19 protein-coding genes are annotated in these 20,421 nt (G+C 65.3%); 11 read left to right on the top strand and 8 right to left on the bottom strand.

Annotated elements, in window-relative coordinates:
* Positions 1–12 precede the first annotated feature (12 nt).
* Genes L0M17_RS19425 through L0M17_RS19435 form a run of 3 tightly spaced genes read right to left on the bottom strand, consistent with a single transcriptional unit; the run spans position 13 to position 3,034 of the window.
* Positions 13–849, bottom strand: coding sequence for a carbohydrate ABC transporter permease (locus L0M17_RS19425; RefSeq protein WP_241056015.1), 837 nt, complete (start codon positions 847–849; stop codon positions 13–15).
* On the bottom strand, positions 846–1,706 hold the full coding sequence (locus L0M17_RS19430; RefSeq protein ID WP_241056016.1) for a carbohydrate ABC transporter permease: 861 nt from the start codon (positions 1,704–1,706) through the stop codon (positions 846–848). The genes L0M17_RS19425 and L0M17_RS19430 overlap by 4 nt, the downstream gene beginning before the upstream one ends.
* Before the next feature lie 8 nt (positions 1,707–1,714).
* A complete protein-coding gene (locus tag L0M17_RS19435) occupies positions 1,715–3,034 on the bottom strand; it encodes an ABC transporter substrate-binding protein (protein WP_241056017.1) in 1,320 nt (439 codons plus the stop codon).
* A 469-nt stretch (positions 3,035–3,503) separates the two neighbouring features.
* Here L0M17_RS19435 and L0M17_RS19440 point away from each other — a divergent pair, with 469 nt between their 5' ends.
* Together L0M17_RS19440 and L0M17_RS19445 are read left to right on the top strand one after the other, a co-directional pair.
* Positions 3,504–4,343, top strand: coding sequence for an SMP-30/gluconolactonase/LRE family protein (locus L0M17_RS19440; RefSeq protein WP_241056018.1), 840 nt, complete (start codon positions 3,504–3,506; stop codon positions 4,341–4,343).
* A gap of 61 nt (positions 4,344–4,404) precedes the next feature.
* Complete coding sequence (locus tag L0M17_RS19445; RefSeq protein WP_241056019.1) at positions 4,405–5,229, top strand: FadR/GntR family transcriptional regulator; 825 nt, start codon at positions 4,405–4,407, stop codon at positions 5,227–5,229.
* Positions 5,230–5,553: 324 nt separating this feature from the next.
* Here L0M17_RS19445 and L0M17_RS19450 read toward each other — a convergent pair whose 3' ends face one another.
* Positions 5,554–6,465, bottom strand: coding sequence for a dihydrodipicolinate synthase family protein (locus tag L0M17_RS19450; protein WP_241056020.1), 912 nt, complete (start codon positions 6,463–6,465; stop codon positions 5,554–5,556).
* A gap of 304 nt (positions 6,466–6,769) precedes the next feature.
* Between L0M17_RS19450 and L0M17_RS19455 the strand changes: the two genes are divergently transcribed.
* From L0M17_RS19455 to L0M17_RS19470, 4 genes are read left to right on the top strand one after another with little or no spacing between them, the layout of a single operon-like run.
* On the top strand, positions 6,770–7,666 hold the full coding sequence (locus L0M17_RS19455) for an SMP-30/gluconolactonase/LRE family protein (RefSeq protein WP_241056021.1): 897 nt from the start codon (positions 6,770–6,772) through the stop codon (positions 7,664–7,666).
* A gap of 45 nt (positions 7,667–7,711) precedes the next feature.
* On the top strand, positions 7,712–8,572 hold the full coding sequence (locus L0M17_RS19460; protein WP_241056022.1) for a fumarylacetoacetate hydrolase family protein: 861 nt from the start codon (positions 7,712–7,714) through the stop codon (positions 8,570–8,572).
* Positions 8,569–9,582, top strand: a complete 1,014-nt coding sequence (locus tag L0M17_RS19465) for a zinc-dependent alcohol dehydrogenase (RefSeq protein ID WP_241056023.1) — start codon at positions 8,569–8,571, stop codon at positions 9,580–9,582. Before L0M17_RS19460 ends, L0M17_RS19465 begins: the two co-directional genes overlap by 4 nt.
* 17 nt (positions 9,583–9,599) lie before the next feature.
* Positions 9,600–10,274 carry an SDR family NAD(P)-dependent oxidoreductase gene (locus L0M17_RS19470; RefSeq protein WP_241056024.1) on the top strand — a complete coding sequence of 225 codons (675 nt, stop codon included), beginning with the start codon at positions 9,600–9,602 and terminating at the stop codon, positions 10,272–10,274.
* A gap of 25 nt (positions 10,275–10,299) precedes the next feature.
* Here L0M17_RS19470 and L0M17_RS19475 read toward each other — a convergent pair whose 3' ends face one another.
* Positions 10,300–11,079, bottom strand: coding sequence for an IclR family transcriptional regulator (locus L0M17_RS19475; protein ID WP_241056025.1), 780 nt, complete (start codon positions 11,077–11,079; stop codon positions 10,300–10,302).
* 179 nt (positions 11,080–11,258) lie between these two features.
* On the opposite strand from L0M17_RS19475, the gene L0M17_RS19480 reads away from it, so the two are divergent.
* The 3 genes from L0M17_RS19480 to L0M17_RS19490 all read left to right on the top strand — a co-directional run bounded on the left by L0M17_RS19480 (position 11,259) and on the right by L0M17_RS19490 (position 15,033).
* Complete coding sequence (locus L0M17_RS19480; RefSeq protein ID WP_241056026.1) at positions 11,259–12,431, top strand: enolase C-terminal domain-like protein; 1,173 nt, start codon at positions 11,259–11,261, stop codon at positions 12,429–12,431.
* A 175-nt stretch (positions 12,432–12,606) separates the two neighbouring features.
* Entirely contained in the window at positions 12,607–14,865 is a 2,259-nt protein-coding gene (locus tag L0M17_RS19485; RefSeq protein WP_241056027.1) for a beta-glucosidase family protein, read from the top strand.
* Positions 14,866–15,033 carry a hypothetical protein gene (locus L0M17_RS19490; protein WP_241056028.1) on the top strand — a complete coding sequence of 56 codons (168 nt, stop codon included), beginning with the start codon at positions 14,866–14,868 and terminating at the stop codon, positions 15,031–15,033.
* Between the two features lie 201 nt (positions 15,034–15,234).
* Here the strand turns inward: L0M17_RS19490 and L0M17_RS19495 are convergent, their stop codons facing one another.
* The 3 genes from L0M17_RS19495 to L0M17_RS19505 form a co-directional block, all read right to left on the bottom strand.
* Positions 15,235–15,810: a DUF4913 domain-containing protein gene (locus L0M17_RS19495; RefSeq protein ID WP_241056029.1), complete on the bottom strand. Its 576-nt coding sequence runs from the start codon at positions 15,808–15,810 to the stop codon at positions 15,235–15,237.
* Positions 15,811–16,420: 610 nt separating this feature from the next.
* On the bottom strand, positions 16,421–18,070 hold the full coding sequence (locus L0M17_RS19500; RefSeq protein ID WP_241056030.1) for a DNA primase family protein: 1,650 nt from the start codon (positions 18,068–18,070) through the stop codon (positions 16,421–16,423).
* A 115-nt stretch (positions 18,071–18,185) separates the two neighbouring features.
* On the bottom strand, positions 18,186–18,407 hold the full coding sequence (locus L0M17_RS19505) for a helix-turn-helix transcriptional regulator (RefSeq protein ID WP_241056031.1): 222 nt from the start codon (positions 18,405–18,407) through the stop codon (positions 18,186–18,188).
* Positions 18,408–18,491: 84 nt separating this feature from the next.
* Between L0M17_RS19505 and L0M17_RS19510 the strand changes: the two genes are divergently transcribed.
* On the top strand, positions 18,492–19,241 hold the full coding sequence (locus tag L0M17_RS19510) for a helix-turn-helix domain-containing protein (protein WP_241056032.1): 750 nt from the start codon (positions 18,492–18,494) through the stop codon (positions 19,239–19,241).
* The gene (locus L0M17_RS19515) at positions 19,241–20,392 is read left to right on the top strand and encodes a site-specific integrase (protein ID WP_241056033.1); all 1,152 of its coding nucleotides are present in this window, start codon (positions 19,241–19,243) and stop codon (positions 20,390–20,392) included. The genes L0M17_RS19510 and L0M17_RS19515 overlap by 1 nt, the downstream gene beginning before the upstream one ends.
* Positions 20,393–20,421: the final 29 nt, after the last annotated feature.

Consider the following 20,421-nt stretch of genomic DNA (forward strand, 5'->3'; position numbering starts at 1 on the left):
TCCTGTGTTGGGTCATCCTTTTACGCTGCCGGCGCTCAGGCCTTCGAGGAGCTGGCGACGCAGCGCGATGAAGATGATGAGAGCCGGGATCGTTGCGAGAATCGCTCCCGCCATGACCAGGTTGTATTGGTGGTTCTGGGCTCCGTAGAGGGCCTGGAGGCCGAGGGGGAGCGTGAAGTTCGAGGGTGAGCTGACGGCAATGAGCGGCCAGAGGAAGCTGTTGTAGCTGTTCACGAATGCCCAGACCGCGAGGGCTCCGGCACCGGGGCGCAGGAGCGGGAAGACGATCGTCCAGAATGTGCGCAGCTCCCCGCAGCCATCGATGCGGGCGGCCTCGATGAGGTCGGGCGGAACGCTCTGCTCGGCAAACTGCCGCATCATGAAGATCCCGAACGCAGGCGCGACCCACGGGACGATGAGGACGAAGTAGGCGTTGGTCAAGCCAGCGCGGGAGAGCATAACAAACAGCGGTACTGCGACCACGACGAAGGGCACTGCGAGCGAGCTGAACATCAGCGAGAACAGTGCCTCCTTGCCGCGGAAGGCGAACATCGCAAAGGCGTAGCCCGCCAGCGAGCACACGAAGGCGGAGATCGCCGACGAGAGGATCGCCACGATCAGGCTCGTCAACAGCCACCCGATGAAGGGCTGTGTGGACAGCAGGCTCGCATAGTTCGCGGTGGTGGCAGGGCTGGGAAGCAGCTTCGGCGGGTACTGGAAGATATCCCCGGGGTCCTTAAACGAGGCGGAGAGCGCCCACACCATGGGGCCTACGCACACGGCCACAAGTACGATCAGCACGACGTACAGGATGATTCGGGCGAAGGTGGGTGGATTCCTCTTCTTCATGCGTGCCTCCCGACTCCCGCGATGCTGGCGCCTATGCGGCCCATCACGAAGACGACTGCGAACAGCAGGACGGCAGCTGCACTCGCATATCCGAACTGCTGCTCCTGAAACGCCGCACGGTAGATGAACATGACGACCGACAAGGTGGCATTGCCGGGGCCACCCTGGGTGAGCAGGAAGGGTTCGTCGAAGATTTGCGCTGATCCGACAAGGACTGTGACGACGACGAACGCCGTCACGGGACGCAGGGTCGGCAGGGTCACGCTCAGGAACTTCCGCCAGGGACCGGCTCCGTCGAGGTCAGCAGCCTCGTAGAGTTCGCGTGGCACAGCCTGGAGGCCGGCGAGGAAGAAGATCGAGAGGTATCCGGTCCACCGCCAGACGACAAGGATGCCGACGCTCACCTTCGCCAGCGTCGGGTCTCCGAGCCAGTCCACTTTTGGAGCTCCGATCACGGACTGGATCGCGACGTTGATGAGGCCGAACTGCTGGTCGTAGAGCAGGCCGAAGATCAGAGCGACAACGATCGGCGAGACAATCATCGGGACGAAGTACGTCACTCGCCAGAAGTCCCGGAACTTCAGTCCGCGCACGTTGAGCGCCTGGGCGACAAGCAGCGACAGGGGCACGACGACCAGCACGCTGATCAGGACGTAGATCAGGGTGTTGATCCCCGCCGTGTAGAAACTGCCATCACCGAACAGGCGGATGTAGTTGGCGAACCCCGCCCAGGTCGGACTCCCGATCCCGGACCAGACGGTGAGGCTCAGATAGATTGCCCCTCCAATGGGCACCACCATGAACACCGCGAACAGGATGTAGAACGGGGAGATGAATGCATAGGGGGCCGCCCTCACCCTCCCCCTCAACTCGGAACCTGCTGCTTATACCCGGAGATGGCCTGGCTGACAGCTGCCTTCGCCGAGATCTTGCCCTTGTAGGCGTCCTGCAGCGGACCGACAAGCTGGTCCGTGAGCGTCACGAGATGGGGGCTCTGATAATAGCTCGGGCCCTTGTCGGCGAGCTTTGAGTACACATCGAACGTCTTCTGTCCGCCGAGGAAGGGGTCCGTGTAGTTCATGAGTTCGGGGCTCTGGTAGGCGGACTTGAGCGTCGGCAAGTAGCCGATCTCCTTGAACCGCTGCACCTGGCCGGCGACGGTCAAGAAGCCGTTGGCAACCAGATCCGCCACGGCGGTGGTGTTGGCGTGCCCCTTGACGTCCGCGAAGCCAGTTCCGCCCCAAGTGGATGTCGGATAGCCGCCGCCGGCGAAGCGCGGCATTGGGCGGATCGCCCACTTGCCCTTCTGCTCGGGCACGGTCGCCTGGATGCCGTAGGTGTTGTACCAGTCAGGCATGGCTGCGCCAAGGACAGTGTCCGACTTGAAGCCGGCCTGCAGCGCGCCTCCGTAGAGATTGTCGACGCCTACAATGAAGCCGCTCTTGAGGCCGGCGGCGAGGAAATCGATCGTCTCGACGGTCTCGTTCGAGTCCAGGGCAAGGTTCCCCTTGCTGTCGTACAGGCTGCCGCCGCGCTGGAGCAGGAACTCCAGGAAGCTTGCGACAGCGCCGGGCCCGGTATCGATAGCGAGCATGTATTTTCCCGTTTGGGCGTGGAAGTTCGCACCGAACGAAGCGAAGTCCTCCCAGGTGTCCGGGTCGGGGATCTTGTACTTCTCGAACAGGTCGGTGCGGTAGTAGTACACGCACAGCGGGTTGTCGGAGTCGAGGCCATAGACGTGGCCGTCGACTGTGAACGGCGCCAGTCGGCTCGCAATGATGTCGTCCTTGACCTTGGCGATGCGGTCGTCCCACGGCTCGAGCAGAGAACCTGCGATGCCGCCGGACATCAGCCGCGGGAACTGCGCGATCTCGATGCCCAGCATGTCGGGCAGCTGCTGATTCGCCGAGGCCGCGGCCAGGAACTTGGTGACGAGGTCGGGTGCGGCGTAGATCGTCGTGTCGAGAGTGTACGTGAAGGGTGTGCTCTTACTCGCATTCAGGCCCTCCGCGATCGTCGTGAAGAACTGCTGATAGCCCTTGTCATGAGTCCAGAGCGCGATCTTCGCCGCGCCGGATGTGGCAGCGGGAGGCGGACCGCCCTGCGAAGTGCATGCTGCGAGTGCGACGGCGGCACCGCCGAGGAGCCCCGCGGAGAGCAACGAGCGCCGTGTGATTTCAGGCATAGAACACTCCTTCGTGTGGCCAGGTAAGGCGATACGCCGAACCAGTCAGCAAGACGCTAAAGGCTAGTATGATATGTGTCAAGGTAAATCATATTTAGCGAGGCCTAAGATCACATCAACCAGATGCCATCACTGCAGGGCTCCCGTCCCAGGGCATGCGGCGAGCGGCGATACAAGGAGGCTCCCGTGATCACTTCGATGCCGCCCAGGGGCGGGGTCGGAAAGTCCAGCGACACGGTGCTGACGATCCCTACTCGGGCTTTGTCGGTTGAACGCGAAGCGTTTGGCGTACCCTTACTGGGCTGCGCGGAATCCGTCCCCTCGTTCGAGACCACCGCCGGGCCGCTCGAGGGGCGTCGGAGGGCGGGTATGCTGTCATTCCTGCTCCCCGGCGAACGACCCGGAGGCTCGAATCCCGCCCCGCCGGGCGTTGACGGTTGGCTGCTCGAGGAATGCGGGAAGGGTTCGAATGAAGGTTGAACAGCTCACGCCCCCGCTCGTGGTGCATGGGGAGGGTCCTGCCTGGTCTCCGCGCTGGTCCGGAATCCGCTGGTTGGACATGCTCGAGGGAGACGTCTTGGAGCTGATGCCGAGCGGTTCGGTCCGGCGCCGCCATGTGGGCCCGGTTGCCAGCCTCATCGCGCCGCGTCGCGGGGGCGGAACGATGCTCGCCACGGGCACGGAGGTGCTGGTCTCGGACAGCGACGATCTGGACGCCGCACTCGATCCGATCGCGTCGCTGGTGGACTCCCCCGCCTGCCGCCTCAACGAAGGCGGCTGCGCGCCGGACGGCTCGCTCTACATCGGGTCGATGGCCTTCGACGGGGCGAGCGGTCGCGGATCGCTGTGGCGCATCGGTGCAGATCACACACCTGTGACCGCGATCGACCCGGTGACCGTCTCGAATGGGATCGCCTGGAGCCCGGATGGGTCCACTGCGTACTACGCAGACACTCCAACCGACAGGGTCGATATGTTCAGCTGGACTCCCGATGACGGCTTGTCCGATCGTCGGCCCTTTGCCAGCGTCGGCGGTCCCGACGGACTGTGCGTCGATGCGGAGGGCGGCGTATGGGTCGCCCGTTACGGTGCCGGAGCCGTCCATCGATATGCACCTGACGGCGCGCTCACCGCCATCATCCGCGTCCCCGCTCCCTTCACGACATCTGTGGCCTTCGTCGGACCCGACCTCCGGCAGCTCGTTGTCACTACGTCGCGTCTCGAGCCGCAGGCCGGTGAACTCGGTGGAGCACTCTTCGCCGTAGATCCCGGAGTGGCGGGCGTGGCCCTGACGGAATTCGCGGGATGAGCACGACCGCCGGCCGTGGCCTCCGCCCCCTTTGCGTTTCCACGAATCGGGGGTGGCTCTGATGAGCAGCGCCGGCCGACTGCCGCTTGAGCCTTCAGAGGGGCTCGGGATCGAGTTCTCCGAGGTCCGCGCGGGGAGTGCCTCCGAAGTGAAGACTCCGGGCTCTCAGGGCCCGCTGGGGGGCGGGCGGCATGATCGCGTGCTCGACTCCCTTGGTGCGCGCATCGTCAGCGGGGAGCTGGCCCCCGCGACGATGCTCGACCCAGTGCAGCTCAGCCAGCACTACGACGTCAGCCGGTCAGTGGTCCGCGAGGTGCTTCGCAGCCTGGGCAGCAGGGGCCTCCTGCGAGCTGTACCAGGCCAGGGTACGTTCGTGCGCGAGCGCTCCGAGTGGACGCTGCTGGATCCGGACGTCCTGCGGTGGCGCTATCAGAGCCGGAAAGACCCGGACTTCCTGGCGCAGCTGACCGAGATGCGCCTCACCATCGAGCCGACTGCTGCACGGCTCGCTGCCGAGCGTCGCACCGACAGCGACGTCGCGAACATCTACATCGCTCTGTCCCGGATGGAGGATCCCCAAGCGAGCACCTCGGAGCATGTCGAAGCGGACGTGCACTTCCATCAAGCGCTTCTGCTCGCCGCCCACAACGAACTCTTCGAGAATATGTCGACGATCATCGAGATCGGACTGCGCGCCCGCGACGCATACGTGCACGGATCGATCGAGCTCGATGAAGGCGACAAGCTGCGAGAGGTTGTCGCCAGCCACCGTGGGGTGCTCGATGCGGTTCGAGCAGGACGCCCGAAGAGCGCGGAGCTAGCGATGCGCAAACTCCTCGAGCGGTCTGCCGCTGATATTGCGCGAGTGCAGAATAGAGCGGACTGACCCCTGCGAGCCGCGATCCGGCGAGCACGGATACGAGGCGAGCACGGATACGAATAGCCCGGCAATATTCAATTCTGAGGAGGCCTGCAGGCGAATACCCTTCGGGCCCGAAGGCCTCCACCCTCCCGGTTTCCGTCAGCAGCACCTGTCGAGCTTCTCTCTCCGGCCGCACCACGCGGTGTCCCTTCCCCTCGAGCATCCGTCAGACTGGAGGCGAGAGCCGGAGGGACTTCTTCGCGAGCGTGAGCGGCGGAGGCGGGGCTGTGCTCTCCTGCGGTCTCGAAGAGGCTGACAGGAGAGCGGGAAGGCTTTCGTTGCCCGGGATCAGGCCCAGCGGAGGATGAGGGGGTCTTTCCGCTTGGCGATCTCGAGCAGCTGGGCGCAGGTGTCGGGGTGGAGCCCGCCGAGGGGGGCGCGGGTCTTGTCGCTGTCGATGATGCGGCCCTCCTTCATGAGGGCCTTGGTGGCGCGGAGGCCGCATTGGCGGTTCTCGAAGTGGATCAGGGGCAGGAGGTCTTCCCACCTGGCCACGGCGCTCTCGCGCCGGCCTGCGTGGTAGTCGTGGACGATCAGGCCCAGCTGGTCGGGCACCAGGCAGCTGCTCATGGTCCCCTGCGCGCCGGCCTCTAGGTCGGGGATGAGGGTGATGGCTTCCTCGCCGTCGAACAGTCCCGGCAGGGCCCCGCCTGCCGCTGCGGCGAGGGCGCGCAGCTTGTCCGCTGTCTGGGGCATCTCGATCTTCACGTACCTGACCTGCGGGATTTCGGCCGCGAGCCGGGCCAGCAGCCCCACGGGCAGGGGGGTGGGGCTCATGGGGGCGTCCTGGATCATGACGTCGATCGCGAGCCCGTCAGTGACGCGCTTGAAGTACTCGACCACCGCGTCCTCGTCGGCCTTGACCGTGGCCCCGAAGAACGGTGCCATGAGCATGGCCATGGCCGCGCCTTCCTGCTGGGCCTGCAGGGTGCGCTGGCGGGCGATGCGGGCGCTGTAGTGGCTGGTGGTGACGCACACGGGGATCCTGCCCGCGGCGTGCTCGAGGGTGGTCCTGAGGACCTGGTCGCGCTCCTCGTCTGTGAGGGAGAACTGCTCGGAGTAGTTGGCCAGGACGCAGGCGCCGTCGGCCTTGGCATCGACCAAGAAGTCGATGATCCGGCGCTGGCCCTCCAGGTCCAGGTCTTCGTCCTCGGTGAAGACCGTCGGCACGACAGGGATGACCCCGCTGATGATGTTCATGCTGTTCGCTCCTGAATCAGACTTACACCGTTGAAAGCACAGTTCCCCTCGGTCCCCTCGAGGGAGAGCGGCCCGAAGTATCCGCCTCCGTCACGCGACGGAGACGCTGATCGTCGCCTCCGACCATTCCGGCGTCCTTGTCGATTGTGCTCTAGGTATTCCATATACTAGATCTCTGTTCCGAAAGTTGGCAAAGCGTAGTTGCTGATCCGGACCCGCAACCCGCCGCGCCCCGGAGCCGGACAAGGGCGCGCGCGCCCGCGACCGTATGACCCCTGCAGCCCACCTCCAAGGAGATGTTGACGTGCGTGACTATCCCGCTCCGCGCATTGCCTCCAGAAAGACGCATCAGGTCGGCGAGGGGCCGATCTGGGATCCCATCCGCGAGGAAGTGCTATGGGTAGACATCCCGGCCAGCGCCGTCATGCGTGCCGAACTCACCCGGGAAGGCTCCCTCCAGATCATCGAAACGATCCTGTTCCCGGATACCGCGGGCGCCGTCACGATATCCGAATCCGGGGAGCTTCTCGTCGCCGGACGCGAGCGCCTCTACACACGAGACCGTGACGGTGTGATCCATCCGGGAACCGTCCTTCTCCCGTCAGGCACCGGTCGGCGACTTAACGATGGCAAACCTGATCCGGGCGGCCACTTCGTGGTGGGGAGCCTAAGCCTGCGTCAGCGGAGCCAATCCGGCAGCGAGATCCTCGTACGGGTGGAGGCAGACGGGGCGGTTACAACCATCGACAGTGACCTGACCCTCTCCAACGGGCTGGCCTGGTCGACTGACCAGGCCAGCATGTACAGCGTGGACACGAACACACGACGCGTGTACGTGCGCGACTACGATGCATCGTCCGGCGCCATAGGGGACCGAGAGGTTTTTATCGAGCTTCCCGAAGGATTGCCTGACGGCCTGTGCGTCGACGCGGAGGATCACCTCTGGCTGGCGGTCTATGGTCTCGGGCAGGTTAACCGATACGCGCCATCAGGGGAACTCGTAGGACGGATCACGGTTCCTGCGCCGCGCGTCACCTGCGTCGCCTTCGTTGGACCGTCCCTCGACACCCTCGTGATCACGACCGCGACCGCCGGACTCAGCGAAGCGGACCTGGCCGACTATCCGCTCTCCGGCCAACTCTTCACGATCCAGCCGGGCGTCAGCGGCGCACCTTCCGCGCTGTGGTCGCCGACGCCGTGACCGAGCCATCCGTTTCCAGAAAACGACCATCTGAAAGGAACACCCATGAAGCTTGTCCGCATCGGCGCGTTCGGCGAAGAGAAGCCGGCGGTTCTCGTCGATGACGTCCGATATGTGGATGTCTCGGACGTCATCGACGATTTCGGCGAGGACTTCTTCGCATCTGACGGCATCACCCGGATCCTTCCGGTCGTGGACGAAAGGGCGGCCGCCGGCGATGTGCACGCCTTGGCCGACCAGCGGCTCGGGGCGCCGATTGCGCGCCCGCATCAGATCATCTGCGTAGGCCTGAACTACGCAGACCATGCCGCCGAGAGCGGACAGGCAGTTCCCGCCGAGCCGATCCTGTTCACCAAGTCGCCGAACACTTTGATCGGACCCAATGACGATGTGCGCATTCCCCGCGGCGCGACCAAGACCGACTGGGAGGTCGAACTGGGAATCGTCATCGGCAAACGCACCAGCTACCTCAACACCGCGGAGGAGGCCCGGGCCGCCATCGCGGGGTTCGTCCTCGTCAACGATGTGAGTGAGCGGGCCTTCCAAATGGAACGCTCCGGCCAGTGGCTCAAGGGCAAGTCGTCAGAGACCTTCAATCCGGCTGGACCTTGGCTGCTCACCGGGGACGAAATCGGTGATGTCACCGCGCTTGACATGTGGCTGGACCTCAACGGCATCCGTCGGCAAACTGGATCGACCGCGACGATGATCTTCGACCCGTACTTCATCGTCCAGTACATCAGCCAGTTCACGGTGCTCGAACCCGGCGACCTGATCAACACCGGAACCCCGCCCGGGGTCGGGATGGGCCACAACCCGCCCATCTGGCTCAAGCCCGGCGACGTCATGGAACTGGGCATCGACGGACTGGGAAGCCAGCGCCAGAGGGTGATCGCACCACGATGAAAGCCCTCGTACTCACCGAACCGCACCACGCGGAAGTGCAGGACGTCGAACCTCCCGTCCCCGCAGCGGACGAAGTCCTCGTCGACGTCACCCTCGCCGGGATCTGCGGGACCGACATCGAACTCTTCACCGGAGAGATGCAGTACCTGCACACCGGATACGCGAAGTACCCGCTGCGGATCGGACACGAATGGATGGGAACCGTCAGCGCCGTCGGCACTGACGTCGACCCTTCGTGGCTGGGAAGGCGCGTCACCGGCGACACGATGGTCGGCTGCGGGAAATGCCGACGATGCGCGACCGGCTACCAGCACGTGTGCGAGTATCGCTTCGAGCTCGGTGTCGGCGGCGGCCGACCCGGCGCCCTGGCAGAGAAGGTCTCACTCCCACTCCGCGCACTTCACGCCCTGCCCGACGAAGTCAGCGATGCAGCGGGGGCGCTCGTCGAGCCGGCCGCGAACAGCTTCCGAGCCGCAGCCGCCGCGAACGTGCAACCGGGGCAGCGGGCCCTCGTAATGGGTCCGGGAACTCTTGGACTGCTGTGCGCAATGTTCCTGCAGGCCCGCCGAGTCGAGACGCACCTCCTGGGACGTTCGGAAGAGAGATTGCAGTTCGCCCGCAGCCTGGGAATCGAGAATGCGTGGATCAATGAGACGCTCCCGCGACGGCCTTGGGACGCAGTCATCGACGCCTCCAGCGCCGCGCAGCTGCCGGCACGCGCGGTCGAGCTCGTAGAACCGGGCAAACGGGTCATTTATCTGGGCATCGCGGCAGCTCCCAGCCTTGTCGACACTCGGGACTTGGTCCTCTCCGACATAACAGCAGTCGGAGTCCTCAGCGGGTCACCGGTCATCCCGCAGACCATCGAGTCCTTCGCCTCGGGGGAGGTGGACCCAGCTCCCCTCATCGCCGCGACAATCCCTCTTGACCAGCTTCCGGATGTGCTAGCAGGGGCACGGCCAGCGAACGCGGGCCCCGGACCGAAGATCCATGTGACCACCCGACAATGAATTACAGGAGAGCCACCATGACTCGTGCGATCGTTACAGGCGGGGCCAGCGGCCTGGGCGCAGCCACCGTTGCAAGGATGAGGGCCGAGAACATCGAGGTCTTCGCCGTGGACATAGCCGGCGAGGCCGACATCCGGCTGGACATCACTGACGAGGAGGCTGTCCAGGAGACTGCGGCTCGCATAGGCCCCGTAGACATCCTGGTCAACTCTGCAGGAATCGTCGGACCGAACACGGCGCTCGCGTCGACCAGGTCGGATCAATGGCGCAAAGTATTCGACGTGAACGTCATCGGCACGGTCACGATGATGCGAGCTTTCATCCCGGGCATGGTTGAACGCGGATGGGGCCGGATCGTGAACATAGCCAGCATGGCCGGCAAGGACGGAAATCCCAACCTGTCCATCTACTCCGCCTCGAAAGCGGCGGTCATCGCGCTGACCAAGTCGGCCGGGAAGGAGCTGGCCACCACGGGCGTCCTCGTCAACGCGATCGCGCCCGCCGTGATCGCCACGCCCATGAACGACGACACTGCACCGGAGGTGTTGGCACATATCAGGAGCCTGATCCCGATGAAACGGGTGGGGACTCCGGAGGAAGTGGCAGAACTCATCGCCTGGCTCACCTCGAAGAAGGTGAGCTTCTCGACGGGAGCCGTCTACGACATCAGCGGGGGCCGCGCCACGTACTAGCAGCCGGCACTCCGTGCGAAGTTCGCTAGAGGTCCGGCGAGGTGCCGTGAGTGATCATGTCGATGATGTTGGGCACCTCGCGGACCAGCAGGTCCAGAGGCGTCCGAAACGCGAGGGCGCTAATGCTGATCGCGCCGGCTGTGGCAAATCCGGCTTCAAACGCGGCTGGGACTGCAACACAGTTCACCCCGGCTTCGTTCTCCTGATCGTCAATGGCATAACCACGTTCCCGCGTCTGGACGAGCTCAGCCCACAGCTCGGGGATCGACCCGATTGTGTTCGGGGTGCGACGCTCCAGAGGGCCTCCTCCATACAGTGCGCGCAGCTCAGACTCGCTGGAGATCTGGTGACTCAGCAGGAGCTTTCCAACGGCCGTGCGGTAGGCGGGGTTGCGACCGCCGACTGAAGAGGTCAGTCGGACGGCGCCTCGCGGCGAGTCGACCTTGGCGCGATAGACGACCTCGGGACCTTCCAGGACGGCATAGTGCACGGTCTCGCCATAACGTTCGGCCAGGCGCTCAAGGATCGGACGGATCAACATCCCCTCAGGCCGGGCCTCGTAGTTCTGGAACGCGAGGCGAAAAAACTCATCCCCGAGGACGTAGACGCCGCGACTGACCTGCGCGGCCAGTCGCGCGCGGCGCAGGGAGGTAAGCGCACGGTGCACGGTTGACTTCGAACTCTTCAACCGTTGTGACAACTCGTCGAGCGCCACACCAGTGGGATGCTCCGCAAGCTCGATCAGCACGGCGAGCACACGGTCGGACCCGACAACCCGGGCTTCTTCCTCGTCAGTGACGGTCACCGCCCCGTCTCCTCCATCAGCCACCTTCGAATGGTACCCAGAGACGGAATAGGCGAAGGAACCCATACCGAAGTTACTTGCAGCTATTGGAATTATAATCCACTATTCTAAAAACCGACCCGCGGCCGTCCGTGGCCGACTACAGCTGGACGGGGCCACGCAATCACAAAGGAGTTCAGATGGCCGATGTCGTCATCACGCGCATCACACCACGGCTGTTTCGGGCCGTAGACACGCCAACGCCTGTTCCGTACGCGAATCCTCTGCGCTCTTGGCTGGGCGACGCCCCGCTGGAAGGGTCGTTCAGCTTCCGCGAGTGGCTCGTCGTGGAGGTAGAGCTCTCCACGGGTGAAATCGGCTACGGCAACACAGGTCTTGCCGCCGTGCTCGGGGCCAGCGTGGTTGAAAAGTACCTGGCGCCCCTCGTCGTCGGACGGCGAGCTGCCGACATCGAGCAGATCTGGCAGCTCATGTACCGCTCGACCGTGGCGTTCGGCCGCAAGGGCGTCGGAATGGCGGCCATCAGTGCCGTCGACATCGGCATTTGGGACGCATGGGCGCGCCACCTGAACGTCCCTGTATACGACATCCTCGGCGGCCGACGCAACGACACCATCCGCGTCTACGCGAGTCGTCTGTATGCGCAGGGGAGCTTGGAGGACCTCGCCGCCGAGGCCGTCCGCTACCGGGACCAGGGTTACACCGCAGTCAAACAGCGCTTCGTATGGGGTCCCGCCGACGGGCGGCAGGGGATGCTGCGCAACGTCGAGCTGATGCGCACCGTCCGGGAGGCGGTCGGACCGGACGTAGAGATCATGGGCGATGTGTACATGGGCTGGGATCTGCCGTACGCGAAGCAGATGCTGCGGATGTTGGAACCGTTCGATGTCTCCTGGATCGAGGAGCCGCTGGTCCCCGACGACGTCGAGGGGTACGCAGCGCTGCGCGGCCTGACCTCGATCCCGATCGCCGGCGGCGAGCACGAGTTCACCCTAGCCGGATGCGCTGACCTGTTGAATCGGCGCGCGGTGGATGTCCTGCAATGCGACACCAACCGAGTGGGCGGACTCACTCAGGCTCGGAAGATCGCCGCTCTGGCGGAGAGCCGCGGTGTACCGCTGGTCCCTCACGGCGGCCAACAGCACAACTACCACTTGGTCACCTCGCAGCCCGCCTGTCCGATGGCCGAGCACTTCCCGCTGGATTCAATCGAGGTCGGCAACGAACTGCCGGCATGGGTGTTCTCGGGCGAGCCGGCCGCGACCGACGGCTACATCACCCTCGCTGAGGTCCCCGGACTGGATCTGAAAGTCGACCCGCGCTACCCGGTGGAGGAAGTCGTCCTCCACTGATTCGATGCGCGTTCAACCGCTTGCAGACGCATCGAACCCGGTTCGGAGCCTCCTGTCCTCCTAAGCGCAAAGCCGACGCGTCTCGAGCATTGAAAGCTCAGTCATGGTCCACGACCACAGCGGTTTCGCCTGCCGATTCCGTGCCCCTGCACCTCCCCGTCTCCGAAGGATCACGATGACCACCTCGCCCGAATCGCACGCCGCCAAGCTCGCTTCCCTGTCCCTGGAGGAGAAGGCGTCCCTGACTTCGGGGGCGGACTTCTGGAACACCAAGCCGGTGCCCGGTGCGGGGGTTCCGGGGATGCTGCTCACGGACGGCCCGCACGGGGTGCGCCGCCAGGCCGAGGGCGATGACCACGTGGGCCTGAACGCGAGCGTCCCCGCCACCTGTTTCCCGCCCGCCGCGGGGCTGGGCTCGAGCTGGGACCCGGAGCTGCTTGAGCGCGTCGGGGCGGCGCTGGGCGAGGAGGCGAGGGCGGGCGGGGTCTCGGTGCTGCTGGGGCCGGGGATCAACATCAAGCGCTCCCCGCTGGGCGGGAGGAACTTCGAGTACCTCTCCGAGGACCCGGTCCTGACCGGCCAGCTCGGCGCCGCCCTCGTGGCCGGGATCCAGTCGAAGGGCGTGGGGGCGTCGCTGAAGCACTTCGCGGTGAACAACCAGGAATCCGACCGGGTCCGGGTCAGCGCCGACGTCGACCCCCGCCCGCTGCGGGAGGTGTACCTGCGGGGCTTCCAGAAGGTCGTCGGCGCCGCCCAGCCCTGGACCGTGATGTGCTCGTACAACCGGATCAACGGGGTCTACGCCTCCGAGGACCCCTGGCTGCTCACCGACGTCCTGCGCGGCGAATGGGGCTACACCGGGCTCGTGGTCTCGGACTGGGGAGCGGTCAACGACCGCGTGGCCGGCCTGGCCGCGGGGCTGGACCTGGAGATGCCCTCCAGTGGCGGCGTGACCGACGCCCAGATCGTCGAGGCGGTCAAGAACGGCACCCTCGACGAGGCGGTGCTGGACACCGCAGCGGTCCGGGTGCTCGAGCTGGCGGACCGCACCGAGGCGGCCCGGGAGGCGGGCGGGTCGTACGACGCCGACGCCCACCACGCCCTGGCCCTCGAGGCCGCCCGGCGCAGCATCGTGCTGCTGAAGAACGAGGACGGCTTCCTGCCCCTCGACCCTCAGGCCACAGGCCGGATCGCCGTGGTCGGCGAGTACGCCCGCACCCCCCGCTACCAGGGCGGGGGCAGCTCGCTGGTGAACCCGACGAGGCTGGAGAACGCCCTCGATGCCATCCGGGAGGTCTCCGCCGGCGAGGTCGCCTTCGCCCCCGGCTACACCACTGGGGACGACGAACCCGATGCGGCGCTGATCGCCGAGGCCGCCGAAGCCGCCCGCGCCGCCGACACCGTCGTCCTGTTCCTCGGCTCCGAGCTCGAGTCCGAGGGCTACGACCGGAAGAACATCGCCCTGCCCGCCGCCCATCGTGCCCTCCTCGACGCGGTGGTAGAGGCGAACCCGGCCACCGCCGTCGTGCTCTCCAACGGCGGGGTCGTGCAGACCGCCGGCTGGGACCACCTGGTCCCGGCCGTCCTGGAGGGCTGGCTCCTGGGGCAGGCCGGCGGCCCGGCCACCGCCGACGTCCTCTTCGGGCTGACGAACCCCTCCGGCCGGCTCGCCGAGACCATCCCGGCCCGGCTGCAGGACACCCCCGCCTACCTGGACTTCCCCGGCGAGCTCTCCCGCGTCCGCTACGGCGAGGGCCTCTTCGTGGGCTACCGCTACTACGACGCCCGCGAGATCGAGGTCTCCTACCCCTTCGGGCACGGCCTCTCCTACACCGCCTTCGAATACGCCAACCTCACCGCAGAAGCGGACGACGGCGGGATCGCTGTTCGCGTGGAGGTCACCAACACCGGGGACCGGGAAGGGCGCGAAATCGTCCAGGCCTACACCGCCCTCCCCGGCTCGGAGTTCGTGCGGCCACGGCGGGAGCTGAAGGGCTTCGCCGCCGTCGACCTCGCCCCGGGCGAGACCCAGCGGGTCGAGATCCGCATCGGCCGAGAGGACCTGATGATCTGGCACCCCGTCCTGGAGAGATGGGTCCTGGAGGGCGGCGACTACCAGGTCGAGGTCGGGGCCTCCTCGCGCGACCTCCGCCAGGCCGCCGTCGTCCGCCTCGACGGCCACGACCTCACCCTGCCCCTCGGCCCCGGCTCCACTTTGGAGGAATGGCTCGCCCACCCCGCCGGCGGCCCAGCCCTCAGCAGCCTCCTCGAACAGGCAGCGGCCGAAGGCAACCAACTCGCCGCGATGCTCACCGACCCCGAAGGACGCTCCCTCATCGGCAACTTCCCCCTCAACCGACTCGCCGCCTTCCCCCGCAGCCCCCTCACCGCGGATTCCGTGAGCACGCTCCTCGAATCGTTGGAAGCCGAATAGGTGGAGGATCCAACGCAGCCGAAGCCCCAAGTGCCGCCGCACGAGCCGCCGTCGTCTAGACGCATCGAACTGCACTGGGTCGGCCTCGCCCACCAGCGGCACCTCTCGATCGGCGGCATCCGGGAACCCAGCGAACAGGCGAGCAAGAAGCAAGAGCCGTCAGAATGAATCCCTCACGCCAGTTCCTCGCCCCCGAGGCACGGAGTTCGGCCATACCGTTGCTCTGCGTGCACCGTATTGGGACGCTGCTGTTCGACCACTGCGCGCGATGCAGTAGGGTCCCAATCCTCACTTCAGCTACACCTGTGGCACAAAGTCCTGACCTTATGCAGCGCAAGCCAGCGGGCCAGACGGTGGCCTACGTCGGGTTCAGCTCCCGAGGGCTTCGAGGGGGCTGATGGCCCCGGCATACTTCCACCATTTGGGGCACCAGGTGATCCCGGCGGTGAGATCGATCCTCTTGCGGTACGTCACGGCCAGCTGGTCCCCGACGAAGTCGGCCACGTCGGGGTAGAGCATCACGCGCGCACCCTCTCTTCCGTCTCGGTCTCGTCTTCCCTTTGATGGATCCGAGGCTCCTGCGGCGGCCTGAAGGCCTCGCGGACCGCGGTCCAGGTGGCGGCGTCGTGGGCGACGGCCGGACGCGGCGGCCACTGCGTCGGCGTGGGGTCCGTCCTTCCACGGGACGATCTTCAGCAGGGCGGCTGGGGCGCCGCAGGCGAACATGACGGCCCGGCCCCTGGGAAGGGCGGCGAGGTCGGCGACGTCGAGGATGCGCTCCTTGCGGTCGTCGCGGTGGCTGTAGCAGGTGCCGCCCTGCCGGGAGCGGGTGGCGTTGGAGTAGCGGTAGCCGCCAATGGTCTGGGCGAGCTCGCCGAGGAAGTCGGCTTCGGCGACGCCGCCGCCGTAGACCTTGCTGTTCGCCGCACTCCAGAGCTTGCGCATGCCGTCCGTGCCCAGGCTTCCACTCCCTGGGACCAGGGCTGCAGGATGGTCATCAGGACAAGGCTGCGGTGCGGGAGCCGTAGCGGCTGTACAGGTTCGGCAGCTCGCGCCAGCGGCACACGTTCACGGCCCTGAATGCCCGGAGTCGCGGCGGTAGTCGGCCCAGTTCGCCTGGTGAGCGGCGGGGCCGACGTCGCCCCAGCCCAGCTCGACCGGGGTGCCCTGGTATTGCGCCTCCTCGATGAGGCGCGCGGGTGCCGGGCCGTAGGCGATCCTGACGAGCTCGAACAGCTCATGCGCAGGCAGCGCGCAGGCCCCTGCCCCCGTTGGACTCCAGCCGCTCGGCCAGCCCGGACAGGCGGGAGGCCAGGTCTCTGGCGACCTCCTCGGCGGTGCGCTTCAAAGGCCCCGGGCCTGGCGGCGGCGCTGAACGTCAGGGCCACCTAGGCCCGGATCGTGCTTCTGTTCCTGGAAGCGTCAGCCAAGGCGCCGATCAGCTGAAACTTCGTCCGTTACCGGTCCTTCGTATGTGGAGCGTTACGGCCATGTGGTGATCCAGCTGGGGCGTTCGCGAACTTGTCCACGCCGTGCTGGTCCGGGCAGGTTTGGGTCAGGCATCGTCGTCGCCTGCTGCCGCGGCGACGCTAGTTGCGGCCGTTTGGCGACGCACTAAGCCACGCAGCTTTTGGGTAGGCGCCTGTACGAGCTCCCTGTGAAGGCTGGTTCCGGCGAAGTTGTATGTGCGGTTCGACCATCGCTTGAGCTCGTACTCCGGCACGAGGGGTTCACGGCATCCGTTGATGCACGAAGCGTCGTAGCGCTTGGTTTCCTCGCCGTTGGGCGCAAGCTCGCGAGCCCAGACGTCCGACGACTTGGCTAACACATCGATCTGCTTCATGAAGGCCCGCGTCTCCATCTTCGCCCCACCCGGGTTGGTGCGGTCTGACCAGGCGACGTACAGGTCGTATATGAACTCAACTGGCAGCATGTCGAGCAGGAACCGGTCCTCGAACTCCTCCCAGAATTCGCGCACGGGGTCGTTGTTGACCTGATGCTCGGCGAGGAGCCTCTTGCATGCAGCGGGCTCAGCGAGCTCATAGTAGTCCGGCATGTCGACCAGAACCCTCTTCAGCAAATAGCGGAGGACATCCTGGCGGTGCAGGTAGTCGTCCTTGATGTACTTCCGCTCAGTACCGCCGAACCACTTTTCGAACGGAATGAACAACTGCCGGCGATAGATGCTCTCAGACTTGTCCTTTGAGCGGGGCAGGTCGTTGATGCACTGCACCATGAAGCCCCAGAACTGGTAGTTCACAGCACGCATGAACTTGCGGTTCATAGTCACCGCATCATGTGTGATCAGTGCCTTGAACCTCGACGAGTCGGTGACGAAGTTCCCGACAGGGTTCTCGTCCGTGAGGATCGACTGGGCCCCAATCAGGAACTCGAGCATGAACTCTTCAGCGATCTTGTTCAGCGGCAGGTTGGCCCATTTGCCCGACAGGTTGCGCATGAGCTGGAGAAGCGTCCCTTTGCCGTTGTTCCCCCGTTCCGAGTAGAGGAAAGCCGCTTTGTTCCACCTGACACCATAGCGGATGATGACTTGCCAGAGCAGTTCCACGACCTCGGCATCGTCGGAGAGGGATCTCATCCACCCCTCCACCTCCCACAGTTCGCCGTCAGGCATAGCTATGACTGGACTCTCGGCCCCAGGGTCGAAGGCGACAGGAGTCTTGACGAGGAAGACGTAGTCGGGCGTGAATTCATGCGCCGTCTTGGTCCTGTAGTCGAAGATGCCGTTCTGCACCGCGACGAGATCGTGGTCATCGCAGACAGTGCGCCACGGGGCCGCACCCCGAAGCAGGTCTAGCACCTCATTTGCCCCGCTGATTCTGAGGTGGCGATTGTAGCGGCGGGCCATTGACTTGATCGACGTATCGCTTGTGTCGTGAAGGCCGGTTGCCGGGTTGTAGATGCCAAGCAGTGGATGATCTTCATCCCGATCCTGGCCAATCGGAGCGATGCGTCGGGCGTGGTGCAAGATCATGAGAACTTCAGCGATTTGCGAGTAGGTGAGCTGTTGGAGCAGCGGGATCTTATTGCCACGGACGCGGCCTGCATTCTCGACGCTGAATTCCTTGTTCACCCGGTCGATCAGGGTACGCTCGACCTCGAAGGGCCCGGGAGGGTCCGCCGGGTCCAGTTCGGCGAGGTAACCCGCGGTGACCTTCGAGATGATCTCATTCTGAGTCTCGGCCATCACCCAACTCCCTCTGGCATGCAGGGGGCAGAACCATTAAGATCTTCTTCAGAGCCCGTCCGGAGCTTGTTGGCCGCCTCAGTGTCACCAGCACTGGGGCGGTTTTTTCGTCCGCTCATCGCGACGCGCCTCCCCGCTCTGGCTCCAGTTGCTCCTCTATCCACGCGTCGATGTCGGCCTGGCGCCAACGCACATGTCCGCCGATCTTGACGGCACGTGGCAGCGACTCCCCGAGCGAGCGCTTGCGGTAGATCGTCGACACCGACCAGCCCGTCTGCGCGGACAGGTCCTTTGCCGTCAGGAGCGCTTTTGCTCCCGTTGCGAAACGTACGGTCATCGCCATCTCTTTCTACAGGTTCTACGACTTGTCCCCGACACTAACAGCTTGTCCCGGCTTCTACAAGTTGCATAGACTGTCGATATGAGTGACCCCCAGACCATACCCAGCGCCGTCGGAGCGTTCGTTACGCGCGTCCGGCGCGAGCACGGACTCACCTTGGATCAGATCGCCGGCGCCGCACGTTCGTACGGGGCAGGTTGGAGCGCCAGCAGCGTCCGAAACATCGAACGCGGGCAGGCATCGCTCACCCTGCCAACCCTGCTGCTCCTGGCGCTCGCCCTGGGACACCTCATGGGTCGGCCGTTGAAGCTCTCGGACCTGCTCGGCGACTCCGAGGTCCTCGCTCTCGCGGCCGATAACCAGTATCCGGTCGATCGATCGTGGATCGACTCCACACTCCGGGGCGAGGAGGTGACCGTGGGCGAAGGCACCCAAGCGGACGCCCTCGACGCCGAGCACGACGACGGTGTGGAAGAAGGTTTGGAGGACGAGGTCCTGCGCACGTTGAGAGAGATGCGCGGCCGAAAGCTGACGCGTGAGCAGCGACATGGACACCTCGACCAGCTTGTCGAGCAGGCTCAGATGCCGCCCGAGCCAAACCGCCGGCTCAGGGACAGGCGCCCTGCAGCGAGCCTGGCCGAAGAGCGCGCCGCGAAGAAGCTCGGCATCAGTGCCGCACACCTGCGCCAGTTGGCTCACGATCTCTGGGCGCGGCCCCTCGAGGACGAGTCGTCCAGGAGGGCTGGTCCTGATAGCACGCCGCAGGCCCGCGGCCGCGTCACCCGTGTGCTCGTTGATGAGATGCGAGAATCCCTGAAGGAGCGGCGCTGATGGCTCGACCGAGAATGGGAATCGGAACCTACGGCACCATCAACACGACCGAACTTCAGCCTGGGAAGTGGCGGGCACGCACGCGTTACCGATTCTCGGACGGGAAGGCGCGTCAGGTCGAAAAATACGCTCCGAGCAAGGCGAAGGCGATCTCGGCGCTCAAGCACGCGCTCATGACTGTCGAAGCGGATCGGGGCGGTGAGCTGAAGCCGACCACATCTTTGCGCCTCCTCGCGCAGATGTTCCTGGATGCCAAGCGTGACGTAGGCAGATCCGAGGGCACGTTGGAGACCTACGGCTATGCCGTCTCCGCGCACATCACACCAAGGCTGGGCGACCTCACGGTCGCCGAGGCCAAGCCGGAACGCCTGCAGCCTTTCCTCAACCGCGTCGAGAAGGAGAGCGGGGCAGGCGCTGCAAAGAACTGCCGGTCCACACTGAGCGGCATGATGGCGCTGGCCGTGGTCAACGGCGCGATCGAGAAGAACCCTGTGCGTGAACTGGATCGGATCTCCCGCGCTAGGGGGAAGAAGCGCGGCAGCGCCGCAATCCCAATCGGGGAGCTGGCCACGTTCCTTAGGAAGGCCCGTGCCGACGCGGATCTGCAGAAGTGGGACACAGTCGAACTGATCGAGTTCATGCTTTCCTCCGGCTGGCGTGTGGCGGAGGCCTGCGCCCTCGACATCGCCTCGGTCGACTTCGCGGTCGGCACTGCCGCTGTAGAGGCCATAAACGTACGGGTGAAGGGCAGGGGCGTGGTCCGGCAGCAGTTTCCCAAAACTGAGAAGTCCGCACGCGTCACTCCTCTCCCAGCAAGGACGATGGACCTGCTCCGGCGCCGGCACGACCGTCTGAAGGAGTTCACCACACTGGTGTTCCCGACGCCTTTGATGCGCCTGCGCGACCCGTCGAACACCCAGCGCGAGATCCGGGACCGGCGCGTCCTGCTCGGCTACCCCGGGCTGTCGACGCACTCGTTCCGCAAGACCGTGGCGACGATCCTCGACAAGGAGGGGCTGTCCGCCACCGAGATCGCGGACTACCTCGGGCACGAGAATCCGTCGATGACCCAGGACGTCTACATGAACACACTCAAAGGATCCACGCGGGCTGCCGAGGTCATGGGCCAGCGGCTCGAGGGGCTGATCTGAATGTGCGGGGTTTCTGCGGGACGGCTGAC

The organism is Sinomonas terrae, from assembly GCF_022539255.1.
Classification (GTDB): domain Bacteria; phylum Actinomycetota; class Actinomycetes; order Actinomycetales; family Micrococcaceae; genus Sinomonas; species Sinomonas terrae.

Excerpts from the sequence above, each read along its gene's own strand:
- L0M17_RS19425 (WP_241056015.1), bottom strand. The coding sequence starts at position 849 with ATGAAGAAGAGGAATCCACCCACCTTCGCCCGAATCATCCTGTACGTC.
- L0M17_RS19435 (WP_241056017.1), bottom strand. The coding sequence starts at position 3,034 with ATGCCTGAAATCACACGGCGCTCGTTGCTCTCCGCGGGGCTCCTCGGC.
- L0M17_RS19440 (WP_241056018.1), top strand. The coding sequence starts at position 3,504 with ATGAAGGTTGAACAGCTCACGCCCCCGCTCGTGGTGCATGGGGAGGGT.
- L0M17_RS19445 (WP_241056019.1), top strand. The coding sequence starts at position 4,405 with ATGAGCAGCGCCGGCCGACTGCCGCTTGAGCCTTCAGAGGGGCTCGGG.
- L0M17_RS19450 (WP_241056020.1), bottom strand. The coding sequence starts at position 6,465 with ATGAACATCATCAGCGGGGTCATCCCTGTCGTGCCGACGGTCTTCACC.
- L0M17_RS19460 (WP_241056022.1), top strand. The coding sequence starts at position 7,712 with ATGAAGCTTGTCCGCATCGGCGCGTTCGGCGAAGAGAAGCCGGCGGTT.
- L0M17_RS19465 (WP_241056023.1), top strand. The coding sequence starts at position 8,569 with ATGAAAGCCCTCGTACTCACCGAACCGCACCACGCGGAAGTGCAGGAC.
- L0M17_RS19470 (WP_241056024.1), top strand. The coding sequence starts at position 9,600 with ATGACTCGTGCGATCGTTACAGGCGGGGCCAGCGGCCTGGGCGCAGCC.
- L0M17_RS19480 (WP_241056026.1), top strand. The coding sequence starts at position 11,259 with ATGGCCGATGTCGTCATCACGCGCATCACACCACGGCTGTTTCGGGCC.
- L0M17_RS19485 (WP_241056027.1), top strand. The coding sequence starts at position 12,607 with ATGACCACCTCGCCCGAATCGCACGCCGCCAAGCTCGCTTCCCTGTCC.
- L0M17_RS19495 (WP_241056029.1), bottom strand. The coding sequence starts at position 15,810 with ATGCGCAAGCTCTGGAGTGCGGCGAACAGCAAGGTCTACGGCGGCGGC.
- L0M17_RS19500 (WP_241056030.1), bottom strand. The coding sequence starts at position 18,070 with ATGGCCGAGACTCAGAATGAGATCATCTCGAAGGTCACCGCGGGTTAC.
- L0M17_RS19505 (WP_241056031.1), bottom strand. The coding sequence starts at position 18,407 with ATGACCGTACGTTTCGCAACGGGAGCAAAAGCGCTCCTGACGGCAAAG.
- L0M17_RS19510 (WP_241056032.1), top strand. The coding sequence starts at position 18,492 with ATGAGTGACCCCCAGACCATACCCAGCGCCGTCGGAGCGTTCGTTACG.
- L0M17_RS19515 (WP_241056033.1), top strand. The coding sequence starts at position 19,241 with ATGGCTCGACCGAGAATGGGAATCGGAACCTACGGCACCATCAACACG.